This is a genomic window from Pseudomonas sp. TE36184, from assembly GCF_054060055.1.
The window spans coordinates 6,403,147-6,420,054 of sequence record NZ_JBSSCU010000001.1 but is presented as its reverse complement, the minus strand read 5'-3'; the positions used below and the strand labels follow the sequence as shown (position 1 = coordinate 6,420,054).

At 62.5% G+C, this 16,908-nt stretch carries 20 protein-coding genes; 4 read left to right on the top strand and 16 right to left on the bottom strand.

Annotated elements, in window-relative coordinates; translation table 11 throughout:
- Position 1 precedes the first annotated feature (1 nt).
- Together rmuC and ACVWZP_RS29180 are read right to left on the bottom strand one after the other, a co-directional pair.
- A complete protein-coding gene (rmuC, locus tag ACVWZP_RS29185; protein WP_164887036.1) occupies positions 2 to 1,366 on the bottom strand; it encodes a DNA recombination protein RmuC in 1,365 nt (454 codons plus the stop codon).
- A 175-nt stretch (positions 1,367 to 1,541) separates the two neighbouring features.
- Positions 1,542 to 1,865: an SEL1-like repeat protein gene (locus ACVWZP_RS29180; protein WP_057003854.1), complete on the bottom strand. Its 324-nt coding sequence runs from the start codon at positions 1,863 to 1,865 to the stop codon at positions 1,542 to 1,544.
- Positions 1,866 to 2,322: 457 nt separating this feature from the next.
- Between ACVWZP_RS29180 and ACVWZP_RS29175 the strand changes: the two genes are divergently transcribed.
- From ACVWZP_RS29175 to ACVWZP_RS29160, 4 genes are all read left to right on the top strand, one after another.
- Positions 2,323 to 2,628, top strand: coding sequence for a hypothetical protein (locus ACVWZP_RS29175; RefSeq protein ID WP_057003853.1), 306 nt, complete (start codon positions 2,323 to 2,325; stop codon positions 2,626 to 2,628).
- Positions 2,629 to 3,071: 443 nt separating this feature from the next.
- Entirely contained in the window at positions 3,072 to 3,296 is a 225-nt protein-coding gene (locus tag ACVWZP_RS29170) for a hypothetical protein (protein ID WP_017845341.1), read from the top strand.
- Positions 3,297 to 3,576: 280 nt separating this feature from the next.
- Positions 3,577 to 4,059: a hypothetical protein gene (locus tag ACVWZP_RS29165; RefSeq protein WP_141123266.1), complete on the top strand. Its 483-nt coding sequence runs from the start codon at positions 3,577 to 3,579 to the stop codon at positions 4,057 to 4,059.
- Positions 4,060 to 4,204: 145 nt separating this feature from the next.
- The gene (locus tag ACVWZP_RS29160; protein WP_457370345.1) at positions 4,205 to 5,491 is read left to right on the top strand and encodes an OmpP1/FadL family transporter; all 1,287 of its coding nucleotides are present in this window, start codon (positions 4,205 to 4,207) and stop codon (positions 5,489 to 5,491) included.
- Positions 5,492 to 5,555: 64 nt separating this feature from the next.
- Here ACVWZP_RS29160 and ACVWZP_RS29155 read toward each other — a convergent pair whose 3' ends face one another.
- The 14 genes from ACVWZP_RS29155 to cobO form a co-directional block, all read right to left on the bottom strand.
- Positions 5,556 to 6,107: a glutathione peroxidase gene (locus ACVWZP_RS29155; protein WP_457370344.1), complete on the bottom strand. Its 552-nt coding sequence runs from the start codon at positions 6,105 to 6,107 to the stop codon at positions 5,556 to 5,558.
- Between the two features lie 34 nt (positions 6,108 to 6,141).
- Positions 6,142 to 6,264 carry a hypothetical protein gene (locus tag ACVWZP_RS29150; RefSeq protein ID WP_017845337.1) on the bottom strand — a complete coding sequence of 41 codons (123 nt, stop codon included), beginning with the start codon at positions 6,262 to 6,264 and terminating at the stop codon, positions 6,142 to 6,144.
- A complete protein-coding gene (locus ACVWZP_RS29145) occupies positions 6,261 to 7,460 on the bottom strand; it encodes an MFS transporter (protein WP_162231515.1) in 1,200 nt (399 codons plus the stop codon). The genes ACVWZP_RS29150 and ACVWZP_RS29145 overlap by 4 nt, the downstream gene beginning before the upstream one ends.
- 63 nt (positions 7,461 to 7,523) lie before the next feature.
- Positions 7,524 to 7,928: a MarR family winged helix-turn-helix transcriptional regulator gene (locus ACVWZP_RS29140; protein ID WP_017845335.1), complete on the bottom strand. Its 405-nt coding sequence runs from the start codon at positions 7,926 to 7,928 to the stop codon at positions 7,524 to 7,526.
- A 42-nt stretch (positions 7,929 to 7,970) separates the two neighbouring features.
- Positions 7,971 to 8,699 carry an adenosylcobinamide-GDP ribazoletransferase gene (locus ACVWZP_RS29135; RefSeq protein ID WP_017845334.1) on the bottom strand — a complete coding sequence of 243 codons (729 nt, stop codon included), beginning with the start codon at positions 8,697 to 8,699 and terminating at the stop codon, positions 7,971 to 7,973.
- A gap of 2 nt (positions 8,700 to 8,701) precedes the next feature.
- Entirely contained in the window at positions 8,702 to 9,277 is a 576-nt protein-coding gene (gene cobC / locus ACVWZP_RS29130) for an alpha-ribazole phosphatase family protein (RefSeq protein ID WP_057003851.1), read from the bottom strand.
- A complete protein-coding gene (gene cobT, locus ACVWZP_RS29125) occupies positions 9,274 to 10,329 on the bottom strand; it encodes a nicotinate-nucleotide--dimethylbenzimidazole phosphoribosyltransferase (protein WP_128192292.1) in 1,056 nt (351 codons plus the stop codon). The genes cobC and cobT overlap by 4 nt, the downstream gene beginning before the upstream one ends.
- Complete coding sequence (gene cobU / locus ACVWZP_RS29120) at positions 10,326 to 10,847, bottom strand: bifunctional adenosylcobinamide kinase/adenosylcobinamide-phosphate guanylyltransferase (protein WP_017845331.1); 522 nt, start codon at positions 10,845 to 10,847, stop codon at positions 10,326 to 10,328. Before cobU ends, cobT begins: the two co-directional genes overlap by 4 nt.
- 91 nt (positions 10,848 to 10,938) lie before the next feature.
- A complete protein-coding gene (locus ACVWZP_RS29115; RefSeq protein WP_232590320.1) occupies positions 10,939 to 12,390 on the bottom strand; it encodes a cobyric acid synthase in 1,452 nt (483 codons plus the stop codon).
- Positions 12,387 to 13,376 carry a threonine-phosphate decarboxylase CobD gene (gene cobD, locus ACVWZP_RS29110; RefSeq protein WP_017845329.1) on the bottom strand — a complete coding sequence of 330 codons (990 nt, stop codon included), beginning with the start codon at positions 13,374 to 13,376 and terminating at the stop codon, positions 12,387 to 12,389. The genes ACVWZP_RS29115 and cobD overlap by 4 nt, the downstream gene beginning before the upstream one ends.
- The gene (cbiB, locus tag ACVWZP_RS29105; protein ID WP_017845328.1) at positions 13,369 to 14,277 is read right to left on the bottom strand and encodes an adenosylcobinamide-phosphate synthase CbiB; all 909 of its coding nucleotides are present in this window, start codon (positions 14,275 to 14,277) and stop codon (positions 13,369 to 13,371) included. The genes cobD and cbiB overlap by 8 nt, the downstream gene beginning before the upstream one ends.
- Positions 14,274 to 14,924, bottom strand: a complete 651-nt coding sequence (bluB, locus tag ACVWZP_RS29100) for a 5,6-dimethylbenzimidazole synthase (protein WP_046382487.1) — start codon at positions 14,922 to 14,924, stop codon at positions 14,274 to 14,276. The genes cbiB and bluB overlap by 4 nt, the downstream gene beginning before the upstream one ends.
- Positions 14,921 to 16,288: a cobyrinate a,c-diamide synthase gene (locus tag ACVWZP_RS29095; protein ID WP_457370343.1), complete on the bottom strand. Its 1,368-nt coding sequence runs from the start codon at positions 16,286 to 16,288 to the stop codon at positions 14,921 to 14,923. The genes bluB and ACVWZP_RS29095 overlap by 4 nt, the downstream gene beginning before the upstream one ends.
- Positions 16,285 to 16,896: a cob(I)yrinic acid a,c-diamide adenosyltransferase gene (gene cobO / locus ACVWZP_RS29090; RefSeq protein WP_046382485.1), complete on the bottom strand. Its 612-nt coding sequence runs from the start codon at positions 16,894 to 16,896 to the stop codon at positions 16,285 to 16,287. Before cobO ends, ACVWZP_RS29095 begins: the two co-directional genes overlap by 4 nt.
- Between the last annotated feature and the right edge of the window lie 12 nt (positions 16,897 to 16,908).

Sequence of the window (16,908 nt, the reverse complement as noted above, 5' to 3'; positions counted from 1 at the left end):
CCTATTCGGGCAGGTGCGCCACCCCGTCGGAGTCGGTCATTGCCCGCTCCAGCAGGTCGGCGGGCAAGCTTTTGCTGGCGCGGGCGCCGAGCAACCTTAACTGTTCGGTGCGGCTGACCAGATTACCGCGACCATCTGTCAGCTTATTCCGCGCTGCGCTGTAAGCCTTATCCAACTGCTGCAGACGGTTGCCCACTTCATCCAGGTCCTGGATAAACAGCACGAACTTGTCATACAGCCAGCCGGCGCGCTCAGCGATTTCCCGGGCGTTCTGGCTCTGGCGTTCCTGCTTCCACAGGCTGTCGATGACCCGCAGGGTGGCGAGCAAGGTGGTGGGGCTGACGATGACGATATGACGGTCGAAGGCTTCCTGGAACAGGTTGGGCTCAGCCTGCAAGGCCGCCGAAAAAGCGGCTTCAATCGGCACGAACAGCAACACGAAATCCAGGCTGTGCAAGCCCTCCAGGCGTTTGTAGTCCTTACCGGCCAAACCTTTGACGTGATTGCGCAGGGACAGCACATGCTGTTTGAGCGCCGCCTGGCCGATCACCTCGTCGTCCGCCGCCACGTACTGCTGATAGGCCGTCAGGCTGACCTTGGAGTCCACCACCACCTGTTTGTCACCGGGCAACATGATCAGCACGTCCGGCTGGAAGCGCTCACCGTCCGGACCTTTCAGGCTGACCTGGGTCTGGTACTCGCGGCCCTTCTCCAGGCCGGCGTGTTCCAGCACGCGCTCAAGGATCAGTTCACCCCAGTTGCCCTGGGTCTTCTGGCCTTTCAGCGCACGGGTCAAATTCGTGGCTTCGTCCGACAGACGCAGGTTCAGTTGCTGCAGGCGTTCAAGCTCCTTGCCCAGGGAAAAGCGTTCACGGGCTTCATTCTGATAGCTTTCTTCGACACGCTTTTCGAAGGACTGGATGCGTTCTTTCAAGGGATCGAGCAACTGTCCGAGGCGCTCCTGACTGGTTTCGGCGAAGCGCTGTTCGCGCTCGTCGAAAATCTTCCCGGCCAGCTCGGCGAACTGCGCCCGCAATTCGTCCCGCGAGCCCTGCAGGTCGGCGAGGCGTTGCTGATGGCTGTCCTGTTGCTCGCGCAGCTCCGCACGCAAGGCCGCCGACAACGCGTCAAGGCGACGCAGTTCGGCTTCCTTGGCGCTGCGGTCGAGGTTCCAGGCGTGGGCGGCGTCGCGGGCATTGTCGCGATCGATCTGCAGCAATTCGACTTCGCGGCGCACGGCGGCCAGGTCTGCCTGCTTGGCGGCGTTGGCCTGGCTGAGGTCGCTGATTTCGTCACGGCTGGCGTCCAGTTGGGCCGCCAACCCTTCCTGGGCCAGTTGCGCGGTGGTCAGGCGCTCTTCAAGCAATTCCCAGCCGGCCATGCGCGCGGCCAGACGGCGCTGAAGCTGCCAGCACATGGCCAATAACGGCACTGCCGCGCCAGCAAGTCCCAGGGCAATACTGGTCCAGTCAAAAGCCATAGCCATGTCTGCCATCACCGAAAAAGAGCAAGGTTAACCAAGCAAGGGGGTTGAGGACAGCTCAGTCTTCGACCTGGCCCAATTCACGCTGGGCGCGGCGGTCACCGGCACGGGCAGCCAGGCGCAGCAGGTCGTGGCCGATGCGGCGGTCGCGGGCATTGTCGCATTCGCGGCACATCAATTGGCCGAGTCGGCTTTGCGCTGCGACCACGCCATCACGGGCCGGCTGTTTGAGCAAGCGCCCGGCAAAATGTTTGATGTTGGTGCTGTGACCAAGACGCGGGCTGTCGAGCAACCACAAGGCCACTTTCAAGGAGAAACGTTTGGGTGGGGTAACAACCGGAGGGGTGTCGGTAACAGAAGATGATACTGAGCGAAACTTCATAAAGCACTGCGGGACAGAACGGAAGGCGCGCCACTCTACTCTTTTTTTCGTACAGGTAAAGCCGAAAAAACCCTGCACGCCCGTGCTAGAGCAAGCGCTCGGGACAATCCACAGAAGCTGTGGATAACTCAGTGGACAACCCACCTTTAACTCGCGCAAAGCCCCATGGAATGGGGGCCGCAGTCAAACTGACGATTTTTTCACCAATAAAAAAAAGCGATATTTTTCATTGACTTAAATTTTCATTACAGGCAAATGGGGCCCGATGGAAACACTTGACAGAACGGTGACACATACCGTGAACAATGTGTACAAGTCCCTTTCCTCCGGTTATATCGCCAAGGTTTTTTGATCCGACATGGCTTGAATATGTTACTGGCACGGCCAGGCAGGGACTTTTCAAATTCAATGCGGGTCGCCACACTGCCGCACCTACAACGCAACCATGTACGGGTCGATGAAAGGAATTCTGTTATTCACCGTGTTGCTGCTGGCCATTTGCGCGACCTCCCTGGGAATCAACGCCGCTCTGCCTTCGCCGGACGGCGCATTGTTTGCGATCGCGATCCTGCTCTCCGCCGCGTTCACCGCCGCCAGCCTGTGCATCGAGTTGGGCGAGGGCCGGATCAATGACATGGGCGATGTCATGAAAATGATCGAGACCGGCCAGTCCCTGCGCCTGACCCTGGCCGCGTATGCGCTGGGCTGCTCGCTGGCGGCAGCCGTCACCGTGCTGGTGTATCACGGGGTGCTGGAGGGCTGACTGAAGTTTTTTTACCGATACGCTTCCATTCCCCGCTTCGATCCGTTACTATCCGCGGCGTTAGTACCAAGCTGAAAGTCAATTCTGGTCGAACAACTCCCCTGAACAACACGGGATCGACCACCTTGATGGTTTCCAGGTATCACTTGCGACGACACAGCCTTTGAACAAGCAAAGGGTGTCGCGAAGTCTCAATACTCTGACCGAACCAACCTGCCAATTGATCAGGATCTTCACCCCGGGCCCAGAACCTTAGCCCCTGTTGTGTTGCCTGCCCTCCTAAGTACCTACCTGCCAGCCCAAGCGCGCCTAAACTATTAGCGCTTCAAACTGGCTGCTTTGTTCCAGTCGGGTTCTTCGTTCGATCAATAGTGATCGACGTCACTGGAACGTTTTAACGTTGCGCGGTTCTTAACCGTGTCATTTGTAGGAACACCCATAATATGTCCACTCAAATCCATACTCAGGACGCCATTCGCGCCCTCACCAACGCTTTTGCACCAATGAACTGCCTGATCATGGCCGCTCGCAAAGGCTGCTTCAGCTTCACCCTGGTCAACGAACACGGCATCGCTCGTCACAGCGAACGCCTGTACCCCGATCAATACTCCAGCGCAGAGCCGCTGCAGGCCGTGATCGAGCGTACCCGTCAGGCACTGATTGCCTGATCGACCGAAGTCGCTGAAACCCAAAAACCCTGTTTAACAAGCAGGGTTTTTTATTGCCCGGTATTCAGGTTTTGAATATTTGCACTCAGCACGAATAGATATAAACGTTATAACTGAATAAAGAAGATGTTTTTAAAACAGTCCTTTACACCACGAATATGACACTACACTTCAACTCAAGCGGCATGATCCGCTTCCGACGGGCCTGAGATCCGATCCACCGCTGCCAAGCCCCCACCCGCTCAGGCTTCGTCGACCACTTTCACGGATAGAGGCGAGTATGGGTATCGCTGCCAGCGAATTGTGTCGTTATGTGATCAGGCCGACGCTTGTTTACCTCGGGCGCCACAACCAGACCGCTGAATCCCTGCTGCTGGGCATTGCCGCCAGCCAGTCGGAACTTGGCTCCGCCTTGCACGACCGTCGCGGCCACGGCCTCTACAGCATCTCCGACCAGCGTCACCGCGCCCTATGGGACACCTACCTGGCGCTGGACCCCGAACGCGCCAGCCTGGTACGCGGCCTGGCCAGCCAGCACGCCTTCCTTGGCGCGCCCCAGCTTGAGCTGACCGTCAACCTGCGTTATGCCACCGCCATCGCTTGGTTACTGGTGGAACAACAGCGCCCCGCCTTGCCCGAACCGGGTGACATATTGGCCATGGCGCGTATCTGGAAAGAAATATTTCACCCTCAAGGCCGTCTTCGCGATTTCACCCACGCCTGGAAAACCTGTGTTTCATCCATGAATCAGGTGACCTGCTGATCGGGCAATTTACAAAATCCGGTAAAATGCGGTGATTTTGGTAGGATTGTCCTACAAAACGGCTCTATCTCCTGTGTTACAGCCTATAGCGCGATGTGTAATTTGTTGATACTTTCCGCTGCGGTGATCACACGGAGTTCTAATAATGAAAAAAGTAATGCTCAAGACCACACTTAGCCTCGCCGTTGCCATGGCCTCTTCCCACGTCTTCGCAAGTGGCTTTGCCCTTAACGAACAAGACGTCGCCGGGATGGGTACGGGCTTCGCAGGACGCTCTTCTACTGCCGAAAACGCAAGCACTGTCTACGGTAACCCAGCCGGTATGGCTCGCCTGGAAGGCCAACAAATTACCGGTGGTTTCGCGGTGATCGATGCCTCCACCGATATCAAAGATGCCGGCGGCCGTTCCAGCGGGACCAACAAAGGCGACATGGTGCCTTTCACTGGCGTGCCTTTCGGCTTCTACACCAACAAACTCAACGATCAATGGTCTATCGGCTTCGGTGTTTATGCACCGTTCGGCCTGAAAACCGACTACGAAAGTGGTTTCCAGGGTCGCGGGTTTGGTAGCAAGAGCGAAGTATCGGTCATCACCTTCCAACCGACTGTCAGCTACGCGTTCAATGATCGCGTGTCCATCGGTTTTGGTCCGACCATCAACCGTATCGACGGCACCCTGGAATCGCGGCCGAGCCTGGCTGGCCTGGGGATGCCAGGCGACAACAAAGTCAAAGTCAAAGGCGACGACACCGCCCTGGGCTTTAACGCCGGTATCCTGGTTCAAGCCACCGATACCACTCGCGTCGGCCTGACCTACCACTCGGCAGTGAAGTACAAACTCGAAGGCCACACCGACGTCACCAAAGCGTCCACGGTTCCATCGGGAGTGCTGGCCAATAACCGCTACGACGCCTCATTGAAAGTCGACACGCCTGAATCCTGGGACCTGTCGGTCACTCAAGACCTCAGCGACGCCTGGAAACTGTATGCGGGTGCGACCTGGACTCGTTGGAGTCGCTTGAAAGACATCACCATCAAAAACGAAGGTGTGACAGCGGCTAACGGAGGCGCACTGGCACCTGCGCTTGTCGGCACTATCACTGAACCGCAGAACTGGCACGACACCTGGGCTTACGCCTTGGGTACCTCGTATCAGCTCACCAAGCAGGTGGTACTGCGTACCGGCCTGTCCTTCGACCAGTCGCCAACCAACAACACCGATCGTTCGCCGCGCATTCCTACCGGTGACCGGACCATCTTCAGTGTTGGTATGGGTTACGCAGTGATGGATAACATGACCGTTGACCTGGCTTACTCCTACCTCAAGGAAGAGTCGGTCAAAGTCAACAAATCCAACGCGCTGGGTTCCTACAGCTCCAAATACGAAAACAGCGCCAACGGTTTCGGCCTGGGTGTGACTTACAAGTTCTGACCTGCTCGCGCATAAAAAGCCCCGCTCTCCGGCAAAGGAGGCGGGGCTTTTCAATGGGTAACGATCAGGGTTTCGACGCCAACGCTGCCTCTACCGCCTTGAGCAAGTCCGGGCTGTCCGGCTTGGTCAGGCTGGAAAAATTGGCGATCACCTTGCCCTGGCGATCCACCACGTACTTGTAAAAATTCCACTTTGGCGCGCTGCTCTGCTGCGCCAGCACCTTGAACAGATGCACTGCGTCCGGCCCCTTGACCGCCTGCGGCTCGGTCATGGTGAAGGTGACGCCATAATTCACGTAGCAGACCTTGGCGGTTTCCTCGCCGGTCTTGGCTTCCTGCTTGAAGTCATCGGACGGCACACCAATCACTTCCAGCCCCTGGTCCTTATAGCGCTGGTACAGAGCCTCAAGGCCTTTGAATTGCGGCGCAAAGCCGCAGAAGCTGGCGGTATTGACGATCACCAAAGGCTTGCCGGCAAAGCGCTGGCACAGGTCGATGGATTCCTTGGCGCGCAACTTGGGCAACTGCCCCTCCAGCAACGGCGGGCAACTGGCGGCCATCGCCGCACCGCTAAAAGCAGCCATCAGGACGGGTATTGCAAGCCAGCGCATCTGCATGTCGTGTGTCCTTCAAAATAGTCAGACCACGAACTTAACAGATCGACATACCCAGTTGCATCAACGCCAGCCCACCGCGCTGCCAGCCCCACCATGCCAGAAGCAGCAGCAGCGTTGCCGCCGCTGCCCCAACGAACCAATACCCATTGGAACTCATGCCGCCTCCATCTGCGTCTGCAACCGCGCCACCGGCCGCTCGCGCACCGGCCAGTTCAGGGCGGCGGCGAGCAGGCTCAAGAGAATCGCCACTTGCCAGATCAAATCGTAGTTGCCGGTTCGATCATAGACCACCCCGCCCAACCAGCCACCGAGGAACGAACCGAGCTGATGGAACAGGAACACGATCCCACCGAGCATCGAGAGGTTTCGCACACCAAACAGCGTGGCGACCGTGCCGTTGGTCAGCGGCACCGTGGACAGCCACAGGAAGCCCATCGCCATACCGAACAGGTAGGCCGTGACTTCAGTCACCGGCGCCCACAGGAACAGCACGATCACCACCGCGCGCAACAGATACAAAGCGGTCAGCAGACGCGGCTTGGACATGCGCCCGCCGAGCCAGCCGGCGGTGTAGGTGCCGGCGATGTTAAACAGGCCAATCAAGGCCAATACGGTGGTGCCGGTAGTCGCCGGCAAATGCTGATCGACCAGGTAGGCCGGCAGATGCACGCCGATAAACACCACTTGGAAACCGCAGACGAAAAAACCGAACGCCAGCAACCAGAACCCGGAGTGAGAACAGGCTTCCTTCAGTGCTTCACGCAAGGTTTGCTGGCCAGCCATCACAGGCAGCGGCCGATCCTTGAGCATGCTCACCAGCGGCAGAATCAGCGCCACCATCAAGCCCAACGCCAGCAGCGCCGCCGACCAGCCCAACCAACTGATCAAACCCAGGGTGCCCGGCACCATGGCGAACTGTCCGAAAGAACCGGCGGCGCTGGCAATGCCCATGGCGATGCTGCGTTTTTCCGGCGGCACCGCACGGCCGACCACGCCCAGGATCACCGAGAATGAAGTGCCGGACAGGCCGATACCAATCAACAAACCGGCGCTCAACGACAGTGACCAGGCCGAGTCGGACATGCCCATCAATACCAGGCCGACGGCGTACAACACCCCGCCAACCAGCACGGCCTTGCTCGCCCCAAAACGGTCGGCCAGGGCGCCGGTGAACGGCTGCGCCAGGCCCCAGATCAGGTTCTGCAGGGCAATAGCGAAGGCAAACGTCTCACGGCCCCAGCCAAATTCGGCGCTCATCGGTGCCAGGAACAGACCGAAGCCATGCCGTACACCCAGCGACAACGCCAGGATCAGCGCACTTCCCACAAGAATCCAGCCACTGGTGCGCCACATCGAAGTCATTTCTTATTCTCCATTTACGGGTATATACCCGCTTGTAGTCGAACAAACCCGCGCTCAGGCAAGTTCATCCAGCAAGGCCAACAGGGTTTCGCGTTTTTCCGCGCCCAGCCGATCAATCAATTTCTGCTGCGCCGCCTCCCACGCTGGCAACGCTGCGGCCAGTCGTTCTGCACCGGCTTCGGTCAACAGCACCAGGCGGTTGCGCAGATCGTCGCCTTCGACCAACCGCACCAGGCCTTCGCCTTCCAGCACGCGCAGGTTGCGCCCCAAGGTACTGCGATCCAGGCCCATGGCGTCGGCCAGGCTGGAAATGCTCGGTTGATCGAGACGTTGCAAATTGCACAGCAGAGAATACTGGGCGACGTTGATCCCGAAGCCGTCGAGAGCGCCGTCGTAATGCCTGCTGACGCCACGGGCGGCACGTCGCAGGTTGGTGCATAAACATTGGGAGGCAAGCATGGAACGTGTATATACCCGCGATTAAGGAAATGCAAGCAAGTGTTACAGCGCCAATCCGACCACAACCGCCACTTCCAGCAGCTCCAGCAGGGCGCCAGCGGTGTCCCCGGTGGTGCCGCCGAGACGCCTGACCATCAACTGACGCAAGCCGATAAAACACAGCGCCGCGAGCAGGACCGCGATCCCACCGCTGAAACCACCGATCAGCAGGCAGGCCAGGCCGCTGAGGATCAGCACCTGCTGGCCGACAATCCTTGGTAAGTGGTCCGACAATGCCTGGCCCAATCCTCCGGCACGCACATAGCGCGTGGTGAGAAACAGCGCGAGCATCGACGCACGCCCGATCAGCGGCGCGAGGATCAGTGCCGCGCCGTTGTGCTGCTCGATCAGCGCCACCAGGGCGGTGAACTTGAGCAGCAATACCAGGCCGAGGGTGACCACGGCGATCGGCCCGCTACGCGGGTCCTTCATGATGGTCAGGGTGCGTTCGCGATCGCCGAACCCACCGAGCCAGGCGTCGGCGCTGTCCGCCAGCCCGTCCAGGTGCAAGCCGCCGCTGAGCAACACCCAGGCCGTCAGTAACAACGCGGCGTGCAGCAACAACGGCGCGCCCGCCAGCGCGAGGTTCAGGCCCCACAACAGCAGACCGAACAACAGGCCCACCAGCGGATAAAACAGCAGTGAGCGCCCCAGTTCCTGGGGTTGCGGCATGCCCGGCAGACGAATCGGCAGGCTGCTCAGGAACTGCAAGGCGATCCAGAACGGCAGCATGTTCAGCGCCCTTCCTTCAACGCGCCGTCAGCCGCAACCTGCAGGCTGAACAGTGCGCCATGGGCGACTTCGACATTCAGCAACTGCGCTCGGGGCAAACCGCGCGCCCGGGCCAGCAGCAGACGCATCACCCCACCGTGGCTGATCAACAACACACGCTGTCCGGCATAAGCCTGATGCAAGCGTGAGACCGCGCCGAGAACCCGATCGGAAAAGTCGCTGACACGTTCACCGTCAGGTGGCGTGAAGCTATAGGGGTCGGCCCAGAACGCGCCCAGCCCGTCGGCGTCGGTCTCCATCAACGCCGCCGCGCTCTGCCCTTCCCAGGCGCCGAAGTGCAATTCCTGCAGGGCCTTTTCCAGGCTAACCGGCACCTTGAGTGTTGCGCCCAGTTCTTGCGCGAACCGCGCACACCGTTGCAGCGGCGAACTGATCAATCGGTCCCATGGGCCCTGCCCGGCCACCGCAGCACGCATCTGCGCCCAGCCGTTTTCAGTGAGCGCATCGTCGAGGCTGCCGCGCAGGCCACCGCCCAATTCGGTTTCGCCGTGGCGCAACAGGTCCAGGTGCAAGGTCATGCCGGGCGGTCCGCCACGGCGGCTTCGGCGAATGTCGCCATCTGCCCGTGCAGCGCGCAGGCCAGGCGCAGCAGTGGCACCGCCAACGCCGCGCCGCTGCCTTCGCCGAGCCGCAGGCCGAGTTCGAGCAACGGTTGCGCGTCGAGGCAGTGCAGCACGTGGCGATGGCCAGGCTCGGCGCCGCGATGGCCGAACACCAGCCACTCCCGGCACGCCGGGTTCAGCCGCGTGGCGACCAACGCCGCGACGCTGCAGATAAAGCCGTCCACCAGCACCACGATGCCGTCCTGGGCGCAGGCCAGATAGGCACCGACCAACGCCGCGATCTCCAACCCGCCGAGGTTGAACAGGGTGTGCAGCGCATCACCGCGTTGCGCGGCATGCACCGCCAGTGCGCGTTCGATGACGGTGACTTTGTGGCTGACACCTTGGGCATCCAGGCCGGTACCCGGCCCGGTCAAATCACTCACCGGGCAATCAAGCAAGGCACACGCCAACGCGCTGGCGGCGGTGGTGTTGCCGATCCCCATCTCGCCGCCGATAAACAGCTGTGCGCCGCTCGCCAACGCACGGCGCGCGCTGTCGCGGCCGGCCTGCAGCGCCAGCCGCCCTTGCGCCTCGGTCATCGCCGGGCCGTTGACGAAGTTGGCGGTGCCCGCTGCGATATTCAGGTGACGCACGCCGGGCAGGTTCAGCGACGGCGTCACCGTGCCGAGGTCGATCACTTCCAACTGCGCCGCCAGTTGCTGCGCCAATACGCTGATGGCCGCACCGCCGGCGACAAAGTTATGCAGCATCTGCCCGGTGACTGCCTGGGGATACGCCGACACACCTTCGGCCACCACGCCGTGGTCGCCGGCAAAGATGGCGATCCACACCTGCTCCATCGCCGGTTTGACCCGGCCTTGCAGGCCGGCCAACTGCACCGCCAACGCTTCCAGGCGGCCGAGGGAGCCGGCCGGCTTGGTCAATTGCTGTTGGCGCGCCAAGGCGTGTTGATACGCCGAAGCGTCGCTGGCCTTGCACGGGTTGAGCCACCAGGTTTCCGTCATAACGCAGTACCTTTCAAAGTCAGGGGCAGGCCGGCAACGGTCAGGACAACGCGCTGACACCGTTCGGCCAAGGCTTGATGCAGCCAACCGGCTTCATCCACATAGCGGCGAGTCAATTCGCCCAGCGGCACGACACCCAAACCGGTCTCGTTGCTGACAAACAGGATTTCACCTGGCAATGAGGCCAGGCTTTCGAGCAATTGGTCACGCTCAAAAGCCAGACGCTCGGGGTTATCGAGCAGCAGCAGATTGGTCAGCCAGAGCGTGAGGCAATCCACCAGCAGGCAGCGCTCAGGCGCGGCGTTTTCGCGCAGCACCCGTGCCAGTTCGATCGGTTCTTCGATCAGGCCCCAGTGATCCGGGCGGCGCTGGCGATGCAGGGCGACACGCTGGTTCATCTCACCGTCCAGCGGTTGGCTGGTGGCGATATAAATGACGGGCAACGCGCTGTCGCTGGCGAGTTTTTCCGCCAGGCGGCTCTTGCCGGAACGGGCGCCGCCGAGAATCAGTTGGAGCATGGGATGGCACCTCGGTATTCGAGCCGGGCTCGGTCAACGGTGGGAGCTGGCGTGCCAGCGATGCAGACACCTCGGTGTCTCAGGCAAGCCCTCAAATCCCACACAACCTGCGCAACAGCGCGGTATCCAGATGCTGTTCCACCAGGTCGGCCAACCGTTCGATGTCGCGCTCGCGCAAGGCGTGGTAATCGACCTCTTGCACCGCCTGCACACCGGCCCAGCGCAACAAGGCGCTGCACGCGGCCGGGGTTTCGAACACACCGTGCAGATAAGTCCCGAGGATTTGCCCGTCAGCGCTCTGGGCGCCGTCATGTCGGCCATCGTCCAGATGCACAGCAGGACGTTCCAGAGCCGCGCCGGACGTCACGCCCGCATGGATCTCATACCCACTGACCTCGGCGTCCTCCAGCAACAGGCGCCCACGCACATTGCGCAACTGCTTCTCTTGCGCCAGCGTCGTACTGAACGCCAGCAGCCCCAGACCGTCACTGGAGCCGGCCGGCCCCTCGAGCCCGAGCGGGTCATGCACCCGCTCGCCGAGCATCTGCAACCCGCCGCAAATTCCCAGCACCTTGCCGCCGTAGCGCAAGTGCCGCGCCACCGCGGTGTCCCAGCCATTGGCGCGCAGGTACGCGAGGTCACTGCGCACGCTTTTCGAGCCCGGCAGAATAATCAGGTCGGCGGCGGGAATCGGCTGGCCCGGGCCGACGAACTGCAAGTCCACCTGGGGATGCAGGCGCAGCGGGTCAAAGTCGGTGTGGTTGCTGATGCGCGGCAACACCGGCACGACCACCTTGAGCACCTCGGCCGCCTTGTCGATCTGACGCTGGTCGATGCCGTCTTCGGCCTCCAGGTGCAGGTCCATCACGTAGGGCAATACGCCAACCACCGGTTTGCCGGTGCGCGCTTCCAGCCAATCCAGCCCTGGCTGCAACAAGGCGATATCGCCGCGAAAACGGTTGATGATGAAGCCTTTGACCCGCGCCTGTTCGGTCGGCGAAAGCAATTCAAGGGTGCCCACCAGATGCGCGAACACGCCGCCGCGATTGATGTCGGCGATCAGCAGCACCGGGCAATCCACGGCCTCGGCGAAGCCCATGTTGGCGATGTCATTGGCGCGCAGGTTGATCTCCGCCGGGGAGCCTGCGCCTTCGACCATCACCACCGGGTAGGCGTCGCTCAAACGCGTGTGGGACGCCAGCACCGCCTGCATCGCGATGGCTTTGTAGTCGTGATAGGCCACTGCGTTCATGCTGGTCACGGCGCGGCCATGGATGATCACTTGGGCGCCGGTGTCACTGTTGGGTTTGAGCAGCACCGGGTTCATGTCGGTGTGCGGCGCCAGGTTGGCGGCCTGCGCCTGCACCGCCTGGGCGCGGCCGATTTCGCCGCCTTCGGCCGTCACCGCGCTGTTGAGCGCCATGTTCTGCGGCTTGAACGGCACCACCGCCACGCCCTGGCGCACCAGCCAGCGGCACAAGGCGGTGACCAGGGTGCTTTTACCGGCATCGGACGTCGTGCCTTGCACCATCAGCGTACTCATACCGCGTCCTTGTAGGCGATCAGGGCCTGTTCCAGGCGCTGCCAATCGGCGTCGGTGTCGGGCAGGCCGAAACGCAGGCTGCTGTCGTGGACAAACAGGCGCAGCAGAATGCCGCGCTGGGCCATGAAGTTGTGCATGCGTTCGGCGTGAGGGGTGATCAGCCATTGAAACAGGGCGCAGCCGCCCTGGGGTTGGAAACCTTGGCGCTCGAGCAAATCGAACAAGCGCTGGCCGGCTTCCAGGCAACGGTTGCGTTGCCGGGTGTGCCCGGCGGTATCGCGCAGACACGCTTGGCCGATCACCCGCGTCGGCCCGCTGACCGCCCACGGCCCGACCTGTTCGGCCAACAGTTTGAGCAACTTGCGCTCCGCCAGCACAAACCCCAGGCGCACACCGGCCAGGCCGAAGAACTTGCCGAACGAACGCAGCACGATCAGGCCGACCTGATGGGCCTGGCCGGCCAGGCTCAGGTGCGGCGTGACGTCCATGAACGCTTCGTCCACCACCAGCCAACCGCCGCGCTGGGCCAGCCGCGCATGCCAGTCGAGCAGCCGTTGCGGGGTCAGGCTCAGGCCCGTGGGGTTATTCGGGTTGACCACCACCAGCACGTCCAGGCTGTCGAGAAAGAAGTCGACCTCCTGCTCCTGCACTTCGCGCACCACGTAGCCGGCGCGACGCCAGGCCTCGGCGTGCTCGGCATAGCAAGGTGACAGCACGCCAACCTTGCCGCCCCGGCGCAAGCGCGGCAGCAGTTGGATCGCCGCCTGGGAACCCGGCACCGGCAATAAATGCGCGGTGCCGTAGTATTCGCTGGCGGCTTGCTCCAGACCGTCGTCGGTTTCCGGCAGACGCGCCCAGGCGCGCAACGGAATCTCGGGGACCGGCCACGGCCAGGGCGCCAGGCCGCTGGACAGGTCGAGCCATTCGGCCTCGGCAATCCCATATTCAATCGCCGCCTTACGCAGCCGGCCACCGTGCTCAAGCATACAATTGCCCCCCGACGCATAGGATCAGCAGCCACAACCATACGCCGCGCTGCACCAGTTGCCAGCCGCGGTCGATGGCGTCCGCATCCGCCGCCGGGCCTTCGCCCAGTGGCGGACGCTGGTGCAGCTCACCGTGATAGATCGCGGCACCGCCCAACTCGACGCCCAAGGCACCTGCCCCCGCCGCCATCACCGGACCGGCGTTGGGGCTGTCCCAGGTCGGGCCCTGACGGCGCCAGCATTTGATGGCCAGCCTGGTTTTACCGAGTACGGCGTAGGTCAACGCCACCAGGCGTGCCGGAATATAGTTCAGTACATCGTCGATCCTGGCCGCCGCCCATCCGAAACGCTCGAAGCGTTCGTTGCGATAGCCCCACATGGCGTCGAGGGTGTTGCTCAAGCGGTACAGCACCACGCCCGGCACACCCGCAACGACAAACCAGAACAGTGCGGCAAACACCGCGTCGCTGCCGTTTTCCAGCACCGATTCGGTGGCGGCGCGAGCGACTTCAGTGCGATCCAGTTCACTGGTCTGGCGACTCACCAGGTAACTCACGCGCCGCCGGGCTTCGTCCAGGTCATCGCCGCGCAGGGCCTGGGCCACCGGGATCACGTGCTCGCCGAGACTGCGCATGCCGAGGGCACAGTACAACGCGAGGATCTCCAGCACCCAGCCGATGTAAGGCGCCCACGACAACGCGGTGGCCAACAGCGTCAACGGCACCACCGCAATAAACCAGGCGGTCACGCCGTGGCTACGCCAGCCACGGCCACCGCTGTTGAAACGCTGCTCGATGCGCGCGGCGAAGTTGCCGAACGCCACCAGCGGATGCCAGCGCCTGGGTTCGCCCAGCAGCGCATCCAGCGCCACCGCAGCGACACACAGCAAGGCCACACTCATTGACGCACTCCCCAGGTATTCTCATACAACATGTCACTCAGCGGGCGCGGTTCGGCCCAACCTTCGAGCTGCAACATCGGTGCCGGATAGAACGCTTCGACCGGCCCCAGGCACAACACCGCCAAGGGTTTCGCGCCGGGCGGCAAGCCCAGCAGGTCGGCCAGGGCCTGCGGTTCGAACAACGACACCCAGCCCATGCCCAGGCCTTCGACCCGCGCGGCCAGCCACAGATTCTGGATCGCGCAGGACAGCGAGGCCATGTCCATTTCCGGCAAGGTACGGCGGCCGAAGATATGTCGCTCACGCTCATCCATCAGCGCCGCCACCAGCACTTCGGCGCAGTCGTGGATGCCTTCGACCTTGAGCTTCATGAACGTATCGGAACGCTCGCCCAAGGCCTCGGCGGTGCGTATGCGTTCCTCCTCCACCAACTGTTGAATCCGCCCACGCAATGGGCGATCGCTGATGCGGATAAAACGCCACGGCTGCATCAAGCCGACGCTCGGCGCCTGGTGTGCGGCCTGGAGCAAGCGCTGCAGCAGTTCGGGAGCCACGTCACCGCCGCTGAAGTGACGCATGTCGCGGCGTTCGGCGATGGCACGGTAGACGGCGTCGCGCTCGGCCTGGGGGAAAGCGTTGTCGGTCATGAGCCTATCGCGGGCAAGCCCGCTTCCACCGTGGATTCGTGCTGTGGCGCAGCGTGCGGTGCGACTCGCTCGGGCGCAAACAGCGCGGCCACGGCCCGGGGGTTGGAGGGGAAGTAAAAGTGAACGTAGGAAGCGGTCAGCCGCCCCTGTCGATACACCGCCTCGGCCCCGCGCCCGCCATTGGGGCTCACGCCACGGGCAATGGGCACCCAGTCGGTGCTGGTCAGCGAGTGGTGATAGGTGTGCCCACGCAACACGCCCTCGGGCAATTCGACGCTTTGCAGAGCCAGCGCCGCGAGCTTCTTTTGCATCACCGCAGCGCCCTGCAGCAGGCCGACCAGTCCGGCGCGGAGGCCGTCGACATCGGTGAGCGAGTCCAGCAGATAGAGCATGCCGCCACACTCGGCGAGCAGCGGTTTGCCGGCAGCGTGATGGGCACGGATCGCCTCCAGCATCGCGGTGTTTTGCGACAGCGCCTGGTGATGCAATTCCGGGTAACCACCGGGCAGATAGAGGCTGTCGGCGTCTGGCAATTGGCGATCATGGATCGGCGAGAAGAAGCTCAACTCGGCGCCCATCGCCCGCAGCAGATCGAGGCTGGCACCGTAAGTGAAGGCGAAGGCTTCGTCACGCGCGACGGCGATCCGCACGCCAGCCAGCAACGGTTCGGCGCGGGTTACCGGCGGTGCGGCAAAGGTGACCGGCGGCGGCAACGCAACCTCGCAACTGCTGCCCAACGCTTGGGCGGCGGCGTCCAGGCGCAGGTCGAGGTCATTCAGTTCGCTGGCTTGCACCAGGCCCAGGTGGCGGCTGGGCAATTCGATAGCAGTCTCGCGGGACAACGCGCCATACCAGCGCAGGCCTTCGGTGAGGCTGCCTTCGAGCAATTGCGCATGGCGCAGGGTGCCGACGCGGTTGGCCAGCACGCCGGCGAACGGCAAGTCCGGCTGATAGCGTGCCAGGCCGAGGGCCAGGGCGCCGAAGGTCTGCGCCATGGCCGTGCCATCGATCACGCCGAGCACCGGCACACCGAAGTGCCGCGCCAGGTCGGCGCTGGAAGGTGTGCCGTCGAACAGCCCCATCACGCCTTCGATCAGGATCAGGTCCGCCTCCCCCGCTGCTTCCCACAGTAGGCGGCGACTTTCCTGCTCGCCCACCATCCACATGTCCAATTGATACACCGGCGCACCGCTGGCGCGCTCGTGGATCATCGGGTCGAGGAAGTCCGGGCCGCATTTGAACACACGCACCTTGCGCCCCAGGTTGCGGTGCAAGCGCGCCAGCGCGGCGGTGACCGTGGTTTTGCCCTGGCCGGACGCCGGTGCGGCGATCAAGACAGCCGGGCAATGGCGGGGCTGATTCAAAGTTCGACGCCTTTCTGTGCCTTGATACCGGCCTGGAACGCATGCTTGAGCATGCCCATGTCGGTGACGGTGTCGCCCATTTCGATCAGTTCAGGCTTGGCGCCACGGCCGGTGACCACCACGTGCTGCATCGGCGGGCGGGCCTGCAGGTCGCTGAGGACTTGATCGAGGTCGAGGTAGCCGTGCTTGAGCGCGATGTTCAGCTCATCCAGCACCACCAGGCCGATGCTCGGGTCTTGCAGCAATTGGCGGGACACCGCCCAGGCGGCCTCGGCGGCCGCGATGTCGCGCTGGCGGTCCTGGGTTTCCCAGGTAAAGCCCTCGCCCATTACATGGAAACGCACTTGCTCGGGGAAACGGCGGAAGAACAGTTCTTCGCCGGTGCTGTTGCGCCCCTTGATGAACTGCACCACGCCGCACTGCATGCCGTGGCCCATGGCGCGGGCCAGCATGCCAAACGCCGAGCTACTCTTGCCTTTGCCGTTGCCGGTCAGCACCAGCAGCAAGCCGCATTCGTTCGGGGAATTGGCGATGCGTTCATCGATCACGGCTTTTTTGCGCAGCATGCGCGCCAGATGGCGTTCGTCGCGCTCGGGGGAATCGGTCATGGCAGCTCTCCG